The organism is Burkholderia sp. 22PA0106 (genome assembly GCF_047497155.1).
In the GTDB taxonomy this organism is placed as follows: Bacteria; Pseudomonadota; Gammaproteobacteria; order Burkholderiales; family Burkholderiaceae; genus Burkholderia.
The window spans coordinates 1429964-1447482 of record NZ_CP163162.1 but is presented as its reverse complement, the minus strand read 5'-3'; the positions used below and the strand labels follow the sequence as shown (position 1 = coordinate 1447482).

17 protein-coding genes and 1 pseudogene are annotated in these 17519 nt (G+C 67.4%); 9 read left to right on the top strand and 9 right to left on the bottom strand.

The window, feature by feature from the left end; all coding sequences use genetic code 11:
* Positions 1 to 20 precede the first annotated feature (20 nt).
* The 6 genes from AB4850_RS06270 (at position 21) to AB4850_RS06245 (ending at position 5439) form a co-directional block, all read left to right on the top strand.
* Entirely contained in the window at positions 21 to 638 is a 618-nt protein-coding gene (locus AB4850_RS06270) for a hypothetical protein (protein ID WP_414441739.1), read from the top strand.
* A 76-nt stretch (positions 639 to 714) separates the two neighbouring features.
* A complete protein-coding gene (locus AB4850_RS06265) occupies positions 715 to 1233 on the top strand; it encodes a nuclear transport factor 2 family protein (RefSeq protein ID WP_414441738.1) in 519 nt (172 codons plus the stop codon).
* An 86-nt stretch (positions 1234 to 1319) separates the two neighbouring features.
* The gene (locus AB4850_RS06260) at positions 1320 to 1487 is read left to right on the top strand and encodes a hypothetical protein (protein ID WP_414441737.1); all 168 of its coding nucleotides are present in this window, start codon (positions 1320 to 1322) and stop codon (positions 1485 to 1487) included.
* A gap of 185 nt (positions 1488 to 1672) precedes the next feature.
* Entirely contained in the window at positions 1673 to 3094 is a 1422-nt protein-coding gene (gene hpnJ, locus AB4850_RS06255; RefSeq protein ID WP_414441973.1) for a hopanoid biosynthesis associated radical SAM protein HpnJ, read from the top strand.
* A 79-nt stretch (positions 3095 to 3173) separates the two neighbouring features.
* A complete protein-coding gene (hpnI, locus tag AB4850_RS06250; RefSeq protein WP_414441736.1) occupies positions 3174 to 4421 on the top strand; it encodes a bacteriohopanetetrol glucosamine biosynthesis glycosyltransferase HpnI in 1248 nt (415 codons plus the stop codon).
* 37 nt (positions 4422 to 4458) lie between these two features.
* A complete protein-coding gene (locus AB4850_RS06245; protein WP_414441735.1) occupies positions 4459 to 5439 on the top strand; it encodes a lysylphosphatidylglycerol synthase domain-containing protein in 981 nt (326 codons plus the stop codon).
* A gap of 26 nt (positions 5440 to 5465) precedes the next feature.
* On the opposite strand, the gene AB4850_RS06240 is transcribed toward AB4850_RS06245, so the two are convergent.
* The gene (locus AB4850_RS06240; protein ID WP_414441734.1) at positions 5466 to 5804 is read right to left on the bottom strand and encodes a hypothetical protein; all 339 of its coding nucleotides are present in this window, start codon (positions 5802 to 5804) and stop codon (positions 5466 to 5468) included.
* Positions 5805 to 5883: 79 nt separating this feature from the next.
* Between AB4850_RS06240 and AB4850_RS06235 the strand changes: the two genes are divergently transcribed.
* On the top strand, positions 5884 to 6387 hold the full coding sequence (locus AB4850_RS06235) for an N-acetyltransferase family protein (protein WP_414441733.1): 504 nt from the start codon (positions 5884 to 5886) through the stop codon (positions 6385 to 6387).
* 215 nt (positions 6388 to 6602) lie between these two features.
* The gene (locus AB4850_RS06230; protein WP_414441732.1) at positions 6603 to 7856 is read left to right on the top strand and encodes a diguanylate cyclase domain-containing protein; all 1254 of its coding nucleotides are present in this window, start codon (positions 6603 to 6605) and stop codon (positions 7854 to 7856) included.
* Positions 7857 to 7952: 96 nt separating this feature from the next.
* Here the strand turns inward: AB4850_RS06230 and AB4850_RS06225 are convergent, their stop codons facing one another.
* A complete protein-coding gene (locus tag AB4850_RS06225) occupies positions 7953 to 10382 on the bottom strand; it encodes a membrane-bound PQQ-dependent dehydrogenase, glucose/quinate/shikimate family (RefSeq protein ID WP_414441731.1) in 2430 nt (809 codons plus the stop codon).
* A gap of 384 nt (positions 10383 to 10766) precedes the next feature.
* Positions 10767 to 10982 (bottom strand): annotated as a pseudogene (locus AB4850_RS06220) (porin); the annotation flags it as partial.
* A 67-nt stretch (positions 10983 to 11049) separates the two neighbouring features.
* Here AB4850_RS06220 and AB4850_RS06215 point away from each other — a divergent pair.
* Positions 11050 to 11457: an IclR family transcriptional regulator C-terminal domain-containing protein gene (locus tag AB4850_RS06215; protein WP_414441730.1), complete on the top strand. Its 408-nt coding sequence runs from the start codon at positions 11050 to 11052 to the stop codon at positions 11455 to 11457.
* Between the two features lie 48 nt (positions 11458 to 11505).
* On the opposite strand, the gene AB4850_RS06210 is transcribed toward AB4850_RS06215, so the two are convergent.
* From AB4850_RS06210 to AB4850_RS06185, 6 genes are all read right to left on the bottom strand, one after another.
* Complete coding sequence (locus AB4850_RS06210; protein ID WP_414441729.1) at positions 11506 to 12693, bottom strand: benzoate/H(+) symporter BenE family transporter; 1188 nt, start codon at positions 12691 to 12693, stop codon at positions 11506 to 11508.
* Between the two features lie 91 nt (positions 12694 to 12784).
* Positions 12785 to 13939: a branched-chain amino acid ABC transporter substrate-binding protein gene (locus tag AB4850_RS06205; RefSeq protein ID WP_414441728.1), complete on the bottom strand. Its 1155-nt coding sequence runs from the start codon at positions 13937 to 13939 to the stop codon at positions 12785 to 12787.
* A 184-nt stretch (positions 13940 to 14123) separates the two neighbouring features.
* Positions 14124 to 14756 (bottom strand): N-carbamoylsarcosine amidohydrolase, encoded by a 633-nt coding sequence (locus AB4850_RS06200; RefSeq protein ID WP_414441727.1) that lies wholly within the window; start codon positions 14754 to 14756, stop codon positions 14124 to 14126.
* 35 nt (positions 14757 to 14791) lie between these two features.
* A complete protein-coding gene (locus tag AB4850_RS06195) occupies positions 14792 to 15826 on the bottom strand; it encodes a 2,5-dihydroxypyridine 5,6-dioxygenase (protein WP_414441726.1) in 1035 nt (344 codons plus the stop codon).
* 1 nt (position 15827) lies between these two features.
* The gene (locus AB4850_RS06190; protein WP_414441725.1) at positions 15828 to 16694 is read right to left on the bottom strand and encodes an alpha/beta fold hydrolase; all 867 of its coding nucleotides are present in this window, start codon (positions 16692 to 16694) and stop codon (positions 15828 to 15830) included.
* Positions 16695 to 16719: 25 nt separating this feature from the next.
* Entirely contained in the window at positions 16720 to 17472 is a 753-nt protein-coding gene (locus tag AB4850_RS06185; RefSeq protein ID WP_414441972.1) for an Asp/Glu racemase, read from the bottom strand.
* Between the last annotated feature and the right edge of the window lie 47 nt (positions 17473 to 17519).

The window sequence follows — 17519 nt, the reverse complement described above, 5'->3', positions numbered from 1 at the left end:
GCATTACCCTCGGAGTCCTTATGTCCTTTCGTCTCAAGCTGGCCACGTCCGTCATCGCCCTCACGCTGGCCGGCGGCGCGTTCGCGCAAACCCCGGCCGCCAAGCCGCAACGGATTCGCGGCGATGTCGTCTCGCTCGCCGACAACACGCTGACCGTGCATCGCCGCAGCGGCGACACGGTCGTGCTCAAGATGAGCGACACATCGCATGTCAACGCCGTCAAGGCGATCCAGCTTTCCGACATCAAGCCGGGCTCCTACGTCGGCGCGGCCTCGGTGCCCGGCCCGGACGGCAAGCTCGTCGCCAAGGAAGTGCTGGTGTTCCCCGAAGCCGCGCGCGGCACGGGCGAGGGCCATTACGCGTGGGATCTCGGTGCGAACAGCTCGATGACCAACGCGAACGTGGATACCGTCGTGCAAGGCACCAGCGGCCGCGATCTGAAGCTGTCGTACAAGGGCGGCAACAACACCGTGACGGTGCCGGCCACCGCGCCGGTCGTCACGCTGATCCCCGCCACGCGCGCCGACCTGACCGCCGGCAAGAAGGTGTTCGTGGTGGCCACGCCGGCCAAGAGCGGCGACGGCTACGACGCGCAATTCGTGGTGGTCGAAAAGGATGGCGTCGCGCCGCCAATGTAATGACCTTGGGCAGCCGCACGCATTGTCATGCGGTTGCCCTCTTCCCTACCTCGACACCGAACCAGAGGAACCCGCCTTGGCGCTTTCGCGGACCACGATCGAACAACGCCTCGCACTCATCGAGGACAAGCTCGCGATCTACGACCTGATCGCCGCTCATCCGTTGAGCGCCGACACGGGCTACGGCCCGTTCTTTTCGACGCTTTATACGGAGGACGCCGTGTTCGATCGCGGCACGGCCGCGCCGGGCGCAAGCGGCCGCGACAAGCTGATCGAACTGGTCGAGAGCGAGGCGCACGAAGCCGCGCTCTCGGGCGGCCTCGCGCATTTCGGCAACCTGCCGCGCATCGAACTGGACGGCGACACGGCCGTCATCACGTCGTATCTGATGCTGGTGCGCTTCAATCGCAGCGGCGCGGAAACCACGCTGCCGAACCACGGCCTGTCGCGCGGTCACGAAATTTTCCGCGTGCTGGTCAATCGCTGGGAAGCCGTGCGCACCGAAGCCGGTTGGCGGATTCGATCACGCCAGTTGTTCCCGATGGACGGCACGCCGCCCGCGCGCAAGCTGCTCTATGAAACCGTGTCGCGCTGACGATTCGTCAGCGCTTCCAAGCTTCGCTTAAGCCGACTGTGTGCATAGTGGGTACCTGAATGAAAGGATTTTTACGGAAGGTACCCATGACCCTGCGCCTGTTGCTGTCCGCCTTTGCCACCTTGTTTGCGCTCGGCGCGAGTTCGCTGTTGACCGTCGCGCCCGGCGCGCCGCTGCATGCCACGCTCGCCTCGTCCGATTCGCCGGCCGCACCCTGGCTGCCCGCGCGTCGCGACGCCGACGACACGCCTTGAGCGATACCTGTCTCACCAACCCACCGCCTTAAGCTTGCCTTCAGCTTCGGTTTCGTACGATCGCGAATACCCTGCGGCGCGCCCACGATGTTCCGATCCAGCGCCGCCAATGCAAGCGAATCGAAGGCATGTCACAGACTCCCTCCCCCCGCCGCACCGCCACGCTCCCGCCGCACGCCGGCATTCTGAAAACCCTGTTCCTGCAAGCGCCGTCGTATGACGGCTTCGACGGCGGCGCCGGCTCGCGTTATCAGGCCAAGCGCGAAATCCGCTCGTTCTGGTATCCGACCTGGCTCGCGCAACCCGCCGCGCTGGTGCCCGGCAGCCGCGTGCTCGATGCACCGGCCGATGAACTATCGGTGGAAGACACGCTGAAGATCGCCGTCGAATACGATCTCGTCATCATCCACACCAGCACGCCGTCGTTCCCCACCGACGCGACCTTCGCGCAGGATCTCAAGCAGCGCAAGCCGTCGGTGCTGGTGGGCATGGTCGGCGCGAAGGTGGCCGTCGATCCGCACAACTCGCTGACGGCCTCGGACGCGATCGATTTCGTCTGTCGCGAGGAGTTCGACTACACGTGCCGCGACGTGGCCGACCGCAAGCCGTTCGCCGAGATCCTCGGCCTCAGCTATCGCGCCGCCGACGGCTCGATCGAGCACAACGGCCCGCGCCCGATGATCGAGGAGATGGACGAATTGCCGTTCGTCGCGCCCGTCTACAAGCGCGACCTGAAGATCGGCAACTATTTCATCGGATACCTGAATTACCCGTACGTCTCGATCTACACGGGCCGCGGCTGCCGCTCGAAATGCACGTTCTGCCTGTGGCCGCAAACGGTGGGCGGCCACCGCTACCGCGTACGCTCGGTCGAGAACGTGCTGGCCGAGGTGAAGTGGATTCGCGACAACATGCCCGAAGTGAAGGAGATCATGTTCGACGACGACACGTTCACCGACTTCAAGCCGCGCGTGGAGGAAATCGCGCGCGGCCTCGGCAAGCTCGGCGTGACGTGGTCGTGCAACGCGAAGGCCAACGTGCCGTACGACACGCTGAAGGTCATGAAGGAGAACGGCCTGCGCCTGCTGCTGGTGGGCTACGAATCGGGCGACGACCAGATCCTGCTGAACATCAAGAAGGGCCTGCGCACCGACATCGCGCGCCGCTTCAACGAGGATTGCAAGAAGCTCGGCATCAAGATTCACGGCACGTTCATTCTGGGCCTGCCCGGCGAAACCAAGGACACGATCAAGAAGACGATCGAATACGCCAAGGAAATCAACCCGCACACCATTCAGGTGTCGCTGGCCGCGCCGTATCCGGGCACGAAGCTTTATGAGCAGGCCATCGAAAACGGCTGGATGGAAGAGAACAAGACCATCAACCTGGTCAGCAAGGCGGGCGTGCAACTGGCCGCGATCGGCTATCCGCACTTGTCGAAGGACGACATCTATCACGAGCTCGAACACTTCTACCGGGCGTTTTATTTCCGGCCGTCGAAGATCTGGGAGATCGTCCTGGAAATGTCAACAAGCTGGACTATGCTGAAGCGCCGCCTGCGCGAAGGCGTCGAGTTCTTCCGGTTTTTGCGCGCGCACGAGGCTTGAGCGGGCACGCGCCGCATGCCCTGCACCGGCGCGCCGAACCCTTTTTCTCTTCGTCCAACCCGCAACGTGCCTTGACGCCATGAATGTTCGTGCGATCGTGCTTCGACCGCTGTCGTTTCTCGCCGCGGGCGCGGCCATCGCGCTGGCCGCGATCCTCGCCTCGCACCGCCCCTATGCGCTGGAGGCCGGTTATCTGGTGTACGGCATCGCCGCTGTCTGCGCCGTACTCGGCATCGCCTACACGCTGATCGCCGCGCACCTGATCGGCCGCTTCTTCGCGCGCCCGTTGGCTGACGCCGACCACTATCCCCCAGTGACATTGATGAAGCCGCTGCACGGCGACGAGTGGCAACTCGCCGAGCATCTGGCCAGCTTCTTCGATCAGGACTACCCCGGCCCGATTCAGTACGTGTTCGGCGTGCACGACGCCGACGACATCGCGCTGCAGGCCGTGGCCACGGTGCGCGCGCGCTATCCCGGCGCTCATGTCACCACGGTGGCCGACGCACGGCTGCATGGCCCGAACCGCAAGGTGTCCAACCTCATCAACATGCTCGAACAGGCCGAGCACGACCTGCTCTGCTTCGCCGATAGCGACGTGCGCGTCGAGCGCGACTATCTGCGCACCATCGTCGGCGCGCTACAGGCCCCCGATGTCGGCCTCGTGACAAGCGCGTATCGCGGCATGGCCGCGCCGGGTTTCTGGCCGCGCGCCTCGGCGGCATCCACCAACTACCTGTTCTTCCCCGGCGTGGCGACCGGCCTGGCCTCACGGCTCGCGCGGCCCTGCTTCGGCCAGACCATCGCGCTGCGGCGCGCGACGCTGTCGACGATCGGCGGCCTGCATCGCTTCGCGCATCATCTGGCCGAGGATCACGCGATCGGCGAGGCGGTGCGCGAAATCGGACTGACGGTGGCGGTGCCGCCCAGGCTGGTCGATCACGCCTGCACCGAAACCACGGCGGGCGTGTACCTCGCCCACGAATCACGCTGGAGCCAGACGATCCGCGCGGCCGATCCGCTCGGCCATCTCGGCTCGGCGCTGATGCATCCGCTGCCGTTCGCGCTGATCGCCGTGCTCGCTTCCGGTGGCACCGGCGATGCGTGGGCGCTGGCCGCCGCGGCCCTGCTCGCGCGGCTGCTGCTCAAGCTGCGCATGGATCGCGCGTTGCGCCAATCGTTCGCCGACTGGTTCTGCCTGCCGCTGTTCGATCTGCTGCAATTCGGCGTGTTCGTGACGAGCTTCGGCCTGTCCGACGTGGTGTGGCGCGGCCGGCGCTTCCGGGTCGATCCGGGCGGCCGGCTCTCGCCACGCCTCGACAAGTGAGCGCAGCGCCGTTGCCGAACCATCGGGAGTCCGCAACATGAAGTGGCTCGGCGTGCTGACCGCCGCGCTCGGCCTCGCGCTCGCCGTCTGGCTGGTGGGCCGTGAGCATCCCGAAGCGATTCTCGCGCTGCTGCGCGACGCGGGCGCCGGGCTGCTACTGGCCGCCGCCGTGCACATCCTGCCGATGATGGCCAACGCGGCCGACTGGCAGCTGCTGTTCCGGCGCGGCCGGCGGCCCCGTTTCGCGGCCATGCTCGAACTCGTCTGGTTGCGCGAATCGGTCAACGGCCTGTTGCCGGTGGCGCGGATCGGCGGCGAAATCGTCTCGTTCCGGTTCCTGCGGCGGCTCGGCGTGCAGCCGTCGGCCGCCATCGCCAGCCTCGTGGCCGACATGCAACTGACGCTGATCAGCCAGCTCGTATTTGCGCTGCTGGCCTGCGCCTATCTGTTGATGGGCACCGGTTCGAACGCAGGGCGCGGCATCGGCCAGCTCGCGCTCGGGCTGGCCTTCGCCCTGCCGGTGCTGGTGCTGTTCGCAGCGCTCCAGCACGCGCGGCCGTTCCGGCGCATCGCCGGGCTGCTCAACCGCGTCACGGCCGGCGGCTTCGTCGACAAGCTCGGCGCGAGCGCGCGAATCGACCTGTCCGTCATGCTGATCTGGCGCGACACCGGCGTGGTGCTGCGCTATCTGCTGATCTGGCAGACGCTGCAATTCGCGGGCTTCTCGCTCGAAATCTGGATCGCGCTCAAGGCGCTCGGCGCGTCGGCCAGCTTTGCCGATGCGATGGCGATCGAGGCGCTGATCCAGTTCCTCAGCAGCATGGCGTTTCTCGTGCCGGCCGGCATCGGCGTGCAGGAAGGCGGCTTCGTCGTGATCGGCGGGTGGTTCGGGCTGGAGCCTTCGGTGTGTCTCGCGCTGGCCGGCGCGCGCCGCCTGCGCGACCTGCTGTTCTATCTGCCGGGGCTGGCCGCGTGGCAATGGGTGGAGTGGAAGGCACGCGGCCGGCGCGGCGCGTAACAGCAGGCGCAAGCAGCCTGGCTGCGTTACAACGATCTGCAGTCCAGACAATAGCGATGCAGCATCAGGTGCACGAGCACCAGCAGGCGGCGCGGGCAATGCGCCGCCACCCGCACGCGCCGCTCGGCCTGCGACGTCGCGCACACATGCCCCGACGCCAGCGCGGCACGGAACGCCTGCGCCGCAAGACGATGCACGAACCACATCGCCGCGCCGATATAAACCAGCGCCGCGCAATGAAACCCGTCCGTCGTGAACGCGCGATCGGGCAGATGAAACACGCCGATCAGCAGCAGGACGACCCGTTGCGCCGACATCGCCGCCACCGCCGCGAGCATCGCATTGGCACGCCAGGCATCACGCATCGTTCAGGACTCCCTCGGTAACTCCCGCCTTTGCTTTACCATTGGGTCATTGCCTTTCCGCAGACAAGACCCGATTCCCATGCAGATCCGTCACGCTACTCCCGCCGACGCCGAAGCCATCGGCGCCGTGGCCCGGCAAACCTTCGCCCTCGCCTGCCCGCCGGACACGCCACGAGAGGTGATCGTGGCCTACATCGATGACAACTTCACGGCGGCGCGCTTCGAAGCCGTGGTGGCAAGCGACCAATACGAGGTGCGCGTGGTGGACAACGCCGGCGCCGTCGTCGGCTTCAGCGTGATCAATCGGAGTCCTGCCCACCTGGGCGTGCCGGCCGCCGACGATATCCCCGAGTTGAGCCGCTGCTACGTGCTGGCCGCCCACCACGGCAGCGGCCTCGCGCAGCAATTGATGTCCGCCACGCTGGCCGCCGTGTCCGGCCCGATCCGGCTCACGGTCAGCGAGGAAAACGCCAAGGCGATCCGGTTCTACACGCGCAACGGCTTCACCGAAGTCGGTGAAACCACGTTTCAATGCGGCGACGACGTGCAGCGTGATCTGGTGATGGTGCGCAGCGGGGCTTAACGGGCATAACGGGCGACCGGGCACGGCGGCTATTGGGTGCATCGGGTGCATCGCACCCGCCGCGCCATCGCATGGCAAACGATTCACGAACTGGCGCAAGTCCTCGGGTATCCTGTCTCGATATTCAAGAACAGGAGCGCAAAACGCCGACGTGAACGTGCCGCCACCCGCAGCCGTCCTCGGCGCCGCTCCGCTATTCGGCGCCCACGCACACGATGGTGAATGGACTGAAGCAGGCCCGCACGGCGCCCGGGGAAACGGCGTCGCGCCTGGGGGCACTGGCCGAGGACGAGCTGAAGCGTTCGGGCTTTCGTCTGAGCTTTCCCGAAGCGCTCGAAGCGCGCTACTGGCACGACATCGCCACCGAGCGGCTCAGGGAATTGCGCTTCATCGCGCTGTGGGGCATCGCCGGCTATTTCGTGCTCGGCGTCCTGCTGAACCTGATCGTGATCCACCATCCCGACTGGCCGAGCGTCGCGGTGCAACTGGTCGGCTCCAGCACCCTGGTGCTCGCCATCATCCGATTGGGCTTGCGCGAGCCCACCCCGGCGATGCTGCGCGAGGTCGCGCTGCTGGCCTGCTGCCTCGTATGCAGCGTCGCGGCAATCCTCGTGGTAGCGGCCAAGCCGGAACCGGCCACGCTGCGCGATTACCTGCTGGCCATTCCGCCGTCGAGCTTCGTGCTGGTGTTCGTGCGGCTGCGCTTTCATCAAGCCGCGGCGTTCTTCGCGACCAATCTCGCGGTGTTCGCGCTGTGCCTGTTTCATAGTCCGGCGCTGGGCCACGACGACGCCACTTTCCTGATCGGCTTCATGTGCACGCTGCTGCTGCCCGCGCTGGTCGGCGGCCACGCGTTCGAGCGCGTCTCGCGCCGCATCTATCTGCATCGGCTGCTCGATCGGCTGCGCAACGAAAGCCTCGCGGCAAGCAACGCCACGCTGACCGGCCTGTCCTATACCGACTCGCTGACCGGCATCGCCAACCGGCGGCGGCTCGACGAGGCGCTGGCCGAGCTCGTCGCGGCGCCCGGCTCGGCCGGCGCCCTGCTGCTGGTCGACATCGACCGCTTCAAGGCCTTCAACGACCGCCACGGCCACCTGGCCGGCGATACCTGCCTGTGCCATGTCGCGCAGTGCCTGACCGCGCAATTGCGGCGAGGCGACCTGCTGGCGCGCTTCGGCGGCGAGGAGTTCGCGATCCTGCTGCCGAACGCGGCCCTTGCCGAAGCCGAGCGCACCGCCGAACGGCTGCGCGAAGCCGTGCAGGGCCTGCACTTCATCGCGCAGGGCCAGCGCGCCAACGTCACGATCAGCATCGGCGTCGCCGAGCGCGCGGGGCTGACCACGCCGGATGCCTTGATCGGCGCGGCCGATACGGCGCTGTACGCCGCCAAGCGCGCCGGGCGCAACCGGGTGCAGGTCGCAAGCGGCGCGTTCGCCGGTGCACTCGCCTCGAAAGCGAACGTCTGAACCCGCGCGCACGCATGAAAAAACAGGCCGGAGATTGCTCCCCGGCCTGTTGGTCTGCATGACCGCCTGCTCGCGGCCCTTGCAACTTACTTCGGATTACTTTGCATCCGGCAACGCATAGGCGATCACGTCGTCGCCGCGATCGGGCGACTGGCGCGCGCCGCCGGCCGAAATCACGATGTACTGCTTGCCATTCACCACATAGCTGATCGGCGTGCCCTGGCTGCCGACCGGCAGGCGGGCCTTCCACACTTCGCGGCCGGTCGAGCTGTCGAAGGCGCGCAGGTAGTAGTCCTGCGTGGCGGCGAAGAACACCAGGCCGCCGCCCGTAGCGAGCGAGCCGCCGATGGTCGGCATGCCGATCGGGGCTGGCATGTGCATCTGGATGCCGGCCAGGCGCGTGTCCTGCACGGTGCCGAGCGGCACCTGCCAGGCGATCTTGCGCGTCTTCAGGTCGATCGCCGTCATCGAGCCGAACGGCGGCTTCTGGCACGGGATGCCGAGCGGCGAGAAGAAGCGATCCTTCACCACCGAGTACGGCGTGCCGCCGAGCGGCACCGCGCCCATGCCCGCATTGACCGATTCGTTGCCGTCGGACGTGCCGCCCCGGTTTTCTGCCTTGACGAAGCGCACCCACAGGCCCAGGCGCATGTCGTTCGCGTAGATCATGCCGGCGTTCGGGTCATACGAGAGGCCGCCCCAGTTCATGCCGCCCAGCGAGCCGGGAAAGCTCAGCGAGGTATCGGTGCTCGGCGACGTGAACAGGCCGTCGTAGCGCATGCCGTGGAAAATCACGCGGCACATCATCTGGTCGATCGGCGTCATGCCCCACATGTCCTTGCCGTTCAGCACCTCGGCGCCGATCTGCGGCATGCCGACCGACAGCGGCTGGGTGAGCGAGTAATGCTCGTAGGGCACGCTGGCTGCCTTGACCGGATGCTCGACGACCTTCGTCAACGGCTTGCCGGTCAGGCGGTCGAGCACGAACAACTGGCCCATCTTGGTGCCGATGATCAGCGCGGGCACCGTCTTGCCGTCCGCCACCGGGAAGTCGATCAGCGTCGGCTGCATCGGCACGTCGTAATCCCACAGGTCGTGGTGGACCGTCTGGAAGTGCCACTTCTCGGCGCCGGTGGTGGCGTCGACGGCGAGGATCGAAGCGCCGTAGCCTTCGTCCAGGCGCGTGCGCTTCACACCCCACAGGTCGATCGCCGCGCCGCCCACCGGCATGTAGACGGTGTTCGAGCCGGCGTCGTACGACATCGGCGCCCACACGTTCGGCGTCGAGCGCACGAACGTCTTGCCGTCGGCGGGCGCTTCGTGATCCTGAGGATTGCCCGGATCGAACGCCCACTTCATCTTGCCGGTGATCACGTCGAAGCCGCGAATCACGCCGCCCGGCATGTCGAGCGTGACGTTGTCGGCCACCCGGCCGCCCACCACCACGGTGGTGCCGGCCAGCGTCGGAGCCGAGGTCATCTGGTACAGCGGGCTCTTGGCCGAGCCGAGGCCCGTCTTGAGATCCACCTTGCCGCCCTGGCCGAAGTCCGGGCACAGCTTGCCGGTGTCGGCGTCGAGCGCCACCAGCGTCGCATCGATCGTGTTCATGAAGATGCGGCGGCGGCACAGCGCCTGCTCGCCCGGCGCGGCAATCGGCGTGACGGGCGTCGAGCCCTTCGCCGTGGGCTGCACGAGCGGCTTGCTGCTGTCGAAATACGCCAGGCCGCGGCAACGCACCCACACCGTCGTCTTGGTCGGGAACGCATGACGCCAGTTTTCATGGCCGGTGGCCGCGTCGATCGAGATCACCGTGTTGTGCGGCGAGCACAGGAACAGCGTCCTGCCCACTTGCAGCGGCGTTTCCTGATCTTCCGAACCGCCGCCGGTCGGGCTCTGCGGCACGTCGCCGGTATGGTAGGTCCACGCCACCTGCAGGTTCCTGACCGTCTCGCGGTTGATCTGGCCGAAGCCCGAGAAGCGGTCGCCGCCATCGCCGTGGCCGTAGGCCGTCCAGTCGCCCTTGCCTGCCGCGCTGTCGGCCAGCGCCGCGCCGGATTCCACGCCGAACGTGCCGTGCGGAATGAACATGCCGTACACGAAGCCCGCATTGCAGAGCAGCAGCGCCAGCGCGAGCGCCCACGCGCCGCCCTTCGCCGCGCCCTTGCCTTCGAGGCGGCGCAGCACCGGGTACAGCGGCACGATCAGCATCGCGATCATCGAGAACATGAAGATCCGGGCGTTCAGCGCCCAGAAATCGAGACCGGCTTCCCACACGGCCCAGAGGGCGGTGGCGATCAGCGCGATCACGAAGATCGTCACCGCGCCCGCACGGCGGCGCACGAACTGCACGCCGGAGGCGCACATCGCGAGGCCCATCGGCAGGTAGTACCAGGAGCCGCCGCGCGCGATCAGCATCGCGCCGCCGATCACGAAGACCAGGCCGAGCAGCACGCCCACCACGCCGATGATCGGCAATCCGATGCGAACGGCCGTGGACGGTGTTTCAGAGGGAGATGGATTCGACATCGCTCATTCTCGTTAGGAGACCAGAATGTACATACCGGGAGGGAGATCCCGAGAGAACGGTCGAGCGGAAGGGTCGGCAAGCCGGCGGGAGGCGTCGCGCGATGGCGCGGCCTCGGCCGGTGCGGCAGGACGAGCCGCGTGGCATTCGCACGCGGCCCGAGACACACGACGAAAGCACGCGCCTACCCGGCGCTCGGCGTCTCGTCATATGTTCTTGATGCGAACAGTTGTTTTACTGTCGCACGGCGGCGATTATAGTCGAGGCCTGCGTTTTCGTGTGCAAAATTCACGAAACAGTTAAAAATTTCAACACGCAGCCCCCATGAAACAAGGGGTCCGGCACCGCACACGGCGCCGAACCCCGATCGCACGGCCCCGCTTCGATCAGAACTTGTGCCGCAACGCCGCCCGCAACATGATCTGGTGATTGTTCGACGAATCGCCGAGGTTCGCGATGTCGGCCACCGCCGCGCCGCCCGTCGACGCGGTGCCCGAGGCGCGCTGCCATGCGCCTTCCACATACACGTCTGTACGCTTCGACAGCAGGTAATCGGCCATCAGGCTCACCTGGTGAAAGTGCTGGCCGCCCACCGTGCGGCCGTTGGTCAGCGCTACGCTCGTGGCGGTCTGGGCCAACCACGGGCCGACCGTGGTGCGGGTGCTGGAGATGGTGGGCGAAGTCACGGTGCTCACGCGCGCCGGCGCGACCATGCCGCTGCTGCGCTCGGCCACCGGCCTGACCTACGCGGCGCACCTGCCGACGCCGGTGCTCGCGCCGGTGCTCGCCAACGAGCCGAAAAGCCTGCAGGAACAGTTCGCCGATCCGGCCTCGTCGTTGCAGGCCGAACTGCGCGCGGCGCGCGAGGAAGGCATCGTGGTGATCGAAGGCCTGATGGTGCCCGGCATCGCCGCCACCGCCGTGCCGATCTTCGATGCGCACAGCCAGATCGCGGCCGTGGTCACGGCGATCGGGCCGTACAACCGCTTCGATTCGAAGCGCGACGGCCCGCTGGCCGAGCAGTTGAAGGCGTTCGGCAAGCGCGCGAGCCAGCGGCTCGGCGCGCCGATCTTTTGAAGTGAAGCCCGAAGCGCGAACCCGAAGCGGGGGCGCCATGCCCTCGCCTCAGCCCCGCCGCCGGTCGATCACATGCCCGGCCACGCACCCCGCCACCACGCCCCAGAACGGCGCGCCGATGCCGAGCAGGCTGAAGTTCGCGCTGGTCACCACGAACACCACCAGCGCGCCGGTCGGATAGGCCGACGAGAACGCCGACACGAACGCCTTCTCCAGCACGCCGAACATCGCCAGGCCGGCCAGCACCACCACGAATGCGGCCGGCAGGTTGGTCAGCAGATACACGTAGCCGGTCGCGAAGCAGCCGATCGCGAGGAACACCACGGCGGCCATCAGCGCCGCGATGTAGTGGCGGCCGGTGCGGCCGTCCGACACCAGGATCGCGTTCGACGGCCCCGCCAGCACCGACGGGCAGCCGCCGAACACGCCCGTCAGCGCGGTCAGCACGCCGCTGCACACGGTCACGAGCTTCGACGAGGCGGGATATCCGGCATGGCGGATCACGGCGATGCCCTGCGCGTTCTGCACGAACAGCACCGTCACCAGCAACGGCACCAGCAGTTGCGAGATCGCGTGCAGGTTGAACACCGGCGCGACCAGCATCGGTGTGGCCAGCCACTCGCCGCTCATGCCGCGCGGCCAGCGAAAACCCGTCAGCGCCAGCATCGCCACGCCGGCCACCACCGCGCCGATCACGGGCGGCACGCTGCGCCGGCCGTGCCGCTCCATCCAGGTCAGCGCGAAAAACGCCGCGATCATCGCCACGCTCACATGGGGCGCGCTGCCGGTGGCGTCGACGATCGCCACCACGTAGCGCAGGAACAGCGCGGCGATCATCGCCATCACGATCGGCATCGGCACCCAGCGGTCGAGCACCTTGACCGCGCCCGTCACGCCGAGCAGCACCAGCACCAGCGCGCACACCAGATAGGTGCCCACCGCGGCTGAAAACCCGTATTGCGCGATCACCGGCCCGGCCAGCACCGCGCCGGGAATGGTCCAGAGGAACAGCAGCGGCTGGCGCGTCTTCCAGCTCACCACCATGCTGGCCAGCGCGTTGATGGCCAGCACCGAGAACAGCCACGAGGAGGTTTGATGCAGCGTCAGGCCGCCCTGGCGCGCGGCCGCGATGATGATCGCCACCGGGCCGGTGGCCGAGAAGCTCACGCTGACGAACGCGAGCACGAGATAAAGCGGCCAGTCCCGCTGCGGGGTCTTGATCGTTGTCGACGTCATGAAAACCTTGAATGCCTTGCTCGGAAACCTGCATTGCCGGGCGAGCCGGCCGGGCCGTGGGCGCTGCCCCGGCCCGCCCCGGCGGCCGGCGTCAGTTGCCGGCCTTGGTCACCACCGTCTTCCACTCGGTGCCCGCCACCTGATAGAGCGTGGAGGCGGCGTTCTTCAGGTCGCCGTCGGGCTGGAACGCGATGGTGCCGGTCGCGCCGTCGAAGGTACTCGATTTGATCGCCGCGTTGAAGACTTTCGGATCGGTCGAGCCGGCCTTCTCCATCGCCGCGATCACGAGGTTCGCCGCATCGTAGGCGAACGACGCGTAGGCCAGCATGTCGTGCCCGTAGGCCTTCTTGAAGTCGCCCGCGAAGCGCTTGCCCGACGCCGTCGATTCGAGCGGATGGCCGTATTCCCACGCCATCGCGCCATCGGCGGCCGGGCCGGCCAGCTTGATGAAATCGGCGTCCATCACGCCGCCGCCGCCCACGAACTGCGTCTTCATGCCGAGCTGCTTCATGCGCTTGACGATCATCGCGGCCTGCGCGTCGAGCACGCCGCAATACAGCAGATCGGCGTTCATGCTCTTGATGTGCGTGAGTTGCGAGCTGAAATCGACGGCCTTGTCGTTGGTGAACTGGTGATCGACGATCGTGCCGCCCGCCGCCTTGACGGCCTTCTCGAACTCCTCGGCCTCGCCCTGGCCGAACGCGGTGCGGTCGTCCAGCACGGCGATGCGCTTGGCCTTGGTGACGGTCATCGCGTAGGTGCCGGCCGCGCCGGCGTTCTGCGCGTCGTTGGCGATCACGCGATACACGGTGGTCAAGCCGGCCTGCGCGATGGCCGGGTTGGTGGCGGCCGGCGTCAGCATCGGAATGCCGGCCTTGGCGTACACCTGCGAGGCCGGCAGCGTGGTGCCGGAGTTGAAGTGCCCCACCACGAACGCCACGCCGCCATCCACCAGTTGCTGCGCGACCTGCACGCCGGTGCGCGGGTCGGCCTGGTCGTCGCCCGACACCACCTGGAACGTCACGGCATTGCCGTTGATGACGGGATGCTTCGCATTGGCCTCGGCCACCGCCATCTTCACACCCGCCTCGATGTCCTTGCCGTAGGCGGCGTTGCCGCCCGTCATCGGCCCGGCCACCCCGACCTTGACGATCAGGTCTTGCGCCTGCACCTGCAAGGCGGCTACCGACAACACCACACCGAGCAGAGCGGCGAGGGGGCGAAGCTTGAACGCACTGGAACTCATCTCGAATCCTTTCTTCAGAATGATTTTGACGTAGCGTCGACACGCGCCGGCTTCGGATCGAAACCGCTTCGTGGTCGGGCGCGCACTACCGGACAGCGTGTCTCCCCTTCCGTCTGTTCTTGTTGTCGAGCGTGTGGGGTATTGCAGGATCCATGCCAGTTTTCTGCACGAATTCGAGGCGCGATCAGCCTGCCGGCATCGCGTCGAACAGCGCGAGCGCCGCGTCGCGCGACATCACGCTCGCGTATTTCTGGCCCATGTCGAACAGGTTCGCCTCGTGCGGCCCGAGCGCGCGGTCGCCCACGCAATCGGCCAGCACGAACGGGCGGAAGCCGTATTGCATGGCGTCCACCACGCTGGCGCGCACGCAGCCGCTGGTCACCGCGCCGCCCACCACCAGCGTGCGCACGCCGCGATGCGCGAGCCACGCGGCCAGCGAGGTGCCGAAGAACGCCGACGGCACCGTCTTGCGCACCACCAGTTCGCCCTCGCGCGGTGCAAGCGCATCGACGATTGCACTGGCATGGTCGTGTTCCTTCAGCGTGGCCATGCCGGGCACTTTCATCGAAAACACGTTGTGATCCGAATCGTCGTCGGCATACACGATGCGCGAGTGCGCCACCGGCCAGCCGCGCGCACGCGCATGGGCCAGCAGCGGCACCGCGTTGTCGATCGCGGCCGGGATGTTGCCGCCGCCGAAGCGCGCCGGATCGGCGAAGCCGTTGACGAAATCAACCAGCAGCAGCGCGATCGGCGCGGCCGGTTCGAGCGTCGAGCCGAAGCCCTGGCGGCGATAGGTGTCGAGGTCGTTGGACATGGGATGGATGCGGTTCGTTAAGGGGCGAGCCGGGGTCAGCGGTCGAGCGTCTTGCCGTCGCGCACCACGGGCTCGCCGTCGAGCGACACCGTGCAATGACGCAGCGGCACATCGATATGGCACGCCGTGGTGCGCGCGCCGCCAGCCTCGTTGTTGGGGCCGAGGGAGAACAGGAAATTGCCTTCGTAGGCGCGCGCGTCCATGCCGATGGTGGCCTCGCGGTCGTACAGGCCCAGCGTGGACCAGCGCGCGCGGGCTTGCAGCCCCCAGCCGATATGCGAAATCGCGTAGGCCTCCGGATCGTCGAACGCGGCCATGTAGTCGCGCAGCAGCGCGGCGTCCACCCCGCCTTCGATGTGCGTGGCGAAGCCGTTTTCCACGGTCAGCTCGATCGGGTCCTGCACATAGCGCTTCTGCGGCAGCAGGATGTCGCCGCGATCGATCACGATCCGGCCGTGCGCGCCGCGCTCGTTCGGGAACGTCAGCGCGAAGCCGCTCGGCCAGTGATCCCAGCGGCCCGGTGCATCCACGAAGCCGTATTCGGCGATCGGCTCGAACTCGCCGAGCGGGCAATGCAGATCGGTGCCGGCCGCCGACGCGGCGTGCATGACCCGTGCGCCGGCGATGCGCGCCTGCGCGGCCAGCACGCGCTCGCGATCCTGCACGGTGGGCAGCAGCCGCACCAGCACCTCGGGCGGCTCCACGGCCAGCAGGATCTTCGTACCGGATTTCAGGATGTCGAGCTGTTCGGGCGAGAACAGCAGCGTCATCAGGTCGAGCACCAGGTCGCTCGCCTTCAGCGCGGCGATCGCGGCGCGGTTGCCGGTGAGCGGCGTGGTGCCGAGATAGGCCAGCGCGTCGCGGCTCAGGGATTTCTCGCCGTTGACGGGCGGCAGGTCGAGCCGGTTGACGATCGCGCCCATCAACTGCACCGCCACCAGCGCGGCCGACAGCGTTTGCGGATGGGTGCTCGCGCCGGTCAGGATCGTGACGGTCTGGCCCGGTTCGAGCCGCGACAGGCGCAGCACCTTTTTCCAGGCGTCGATCAATTGGTAATCGCTGACCGGCATGTCATTCCCCTTGTTTGAGCGGATCGAGTGGATCGAGCGGCGGCAGCGCCGCGCCGAGAAACGCGCCGAATGCGGCATAGAAGCCCGCTTCGTCGTCCCAGGGAATCATGTGGCCGGCGTTCGCCACGCGGCGGTGCTCCAGTTGCGGCATCGCGGCGGCGATCTCGTCCACGTCCTCGGCACGCACCACGTCGCCGCGCCCGGCCGTGATCAGCAGCGTCGGGATCGACACCTGCGGCATGTCGGCGTGCACGTCGTCGGTATGGAAGCCGTCGAAACTGGCCAGCACGGCGCGCTCGTCGCAGGTGTGCAGCCATTCGGCGCGGCATTGCAGTTGCGCGTCGGTCCAGGTCGGGCAGAACTCGCGCATCGCCGCACCCGTCATGCCGGCGCGCGCGAGCCGCATCGAATCGACGTACCACGGCAGCTTCGCCGGATAGGCGCGGCGGCCCGGGCCGGACACGGGCGGGTCGATCATCGCGAGCCGCGCCAGCCCGGCCGGTTTGGCGCGCGCGGCGCGCAGGCCGATGCGCGCGCCCATCGAATGCCCGGCCACGCTGTAGCGCGCGAGGCCGAGCGCATCGGCGAACGCCACCAGGTCGGCGGCCTGCGCGTCGAGGCTGTAGTCGAGCGCGTCGCCGGCCGACGACAGGCCACGCCCGCGCACGTCGAGCACGTAGGTGTCGAAGCACTGGCCGAACCACGCGCCGACGAAATCCCAGGTGGCGGCCGGGCTGGTGATGCCCGGCACGATCACCACCGGGTCGTGCGCGGCGCGCAGCGCCTCGCCGCCGTATCGCAAGTAATGCTGACGAATGCCGTTGGCGTGCACGTGGCCGCCGCCGATCAGCGTAGTGGGATTCGACATGAAACGCTCCGTAGTCCGTACGTGTTCAATAGGCGCCGGACAGCAGCGCACCGGCGCCCGGCACCACGGCTTCGAGGCCGAGCTGCTTGAGCATCGCGTAGGTGGTGGCCACGGCCGCCGTGATCACCGGCTTGCCCGTCATCGCCTCGACCTTCGCGATGACCGGCAGCGACGGCATCTGCACGCAGGCCGACAGCACGATCGCATCGGCATCCTGATAACGAAGCGTCTTGACGATCTCGGGCAGGCGTTCCGGGTCGTGGCGCGCCACGTCGAGGTTGTCGGGAATCTCCAGCGCGCGGTAGTCGATCACCTCGTAGCCTTCCTCGCGGATGTAGTCCACCACCAGTTCGGTCAGCGGCTTGAGGTACGGCGCGACCACCACGATCTTCCTCGCGCCGATCGTGGCCAGCGCATCCACCAGCGCGCCGGCGCTCGTGATGACCGGGGCCTGCGCGTCGTTCTCGGCCGTGCGCGCCGTCAGGCGCGCCTGCGACACACGGTGATAGCCGTGCCCCATCGCCATGATCGCGACCAGGCAGGCATAGCCGAGCACGTCCACGCGCGCGTCGCTCAGTTCAATCGCGCAGCGATCGGATTCCACGTCCATCGCGGCCAGTTCCTCCTTGACCACGCGCTTCATGCGCATGCGGCTCGAATGGAACGTGAAGCGTTCGGGGCGGATTCGCTCGCGCGCCGTCAGCATCGCGGGAATCTCGGTCTCCATCGTGGTGTTCGAACTCGGCACGATCTGGCCGATCCGGTAGGGCTTCGTCATGGGCTGCATGGGCAATTCCGTTGGCTGGCAAGCGATGGTTCGATGCG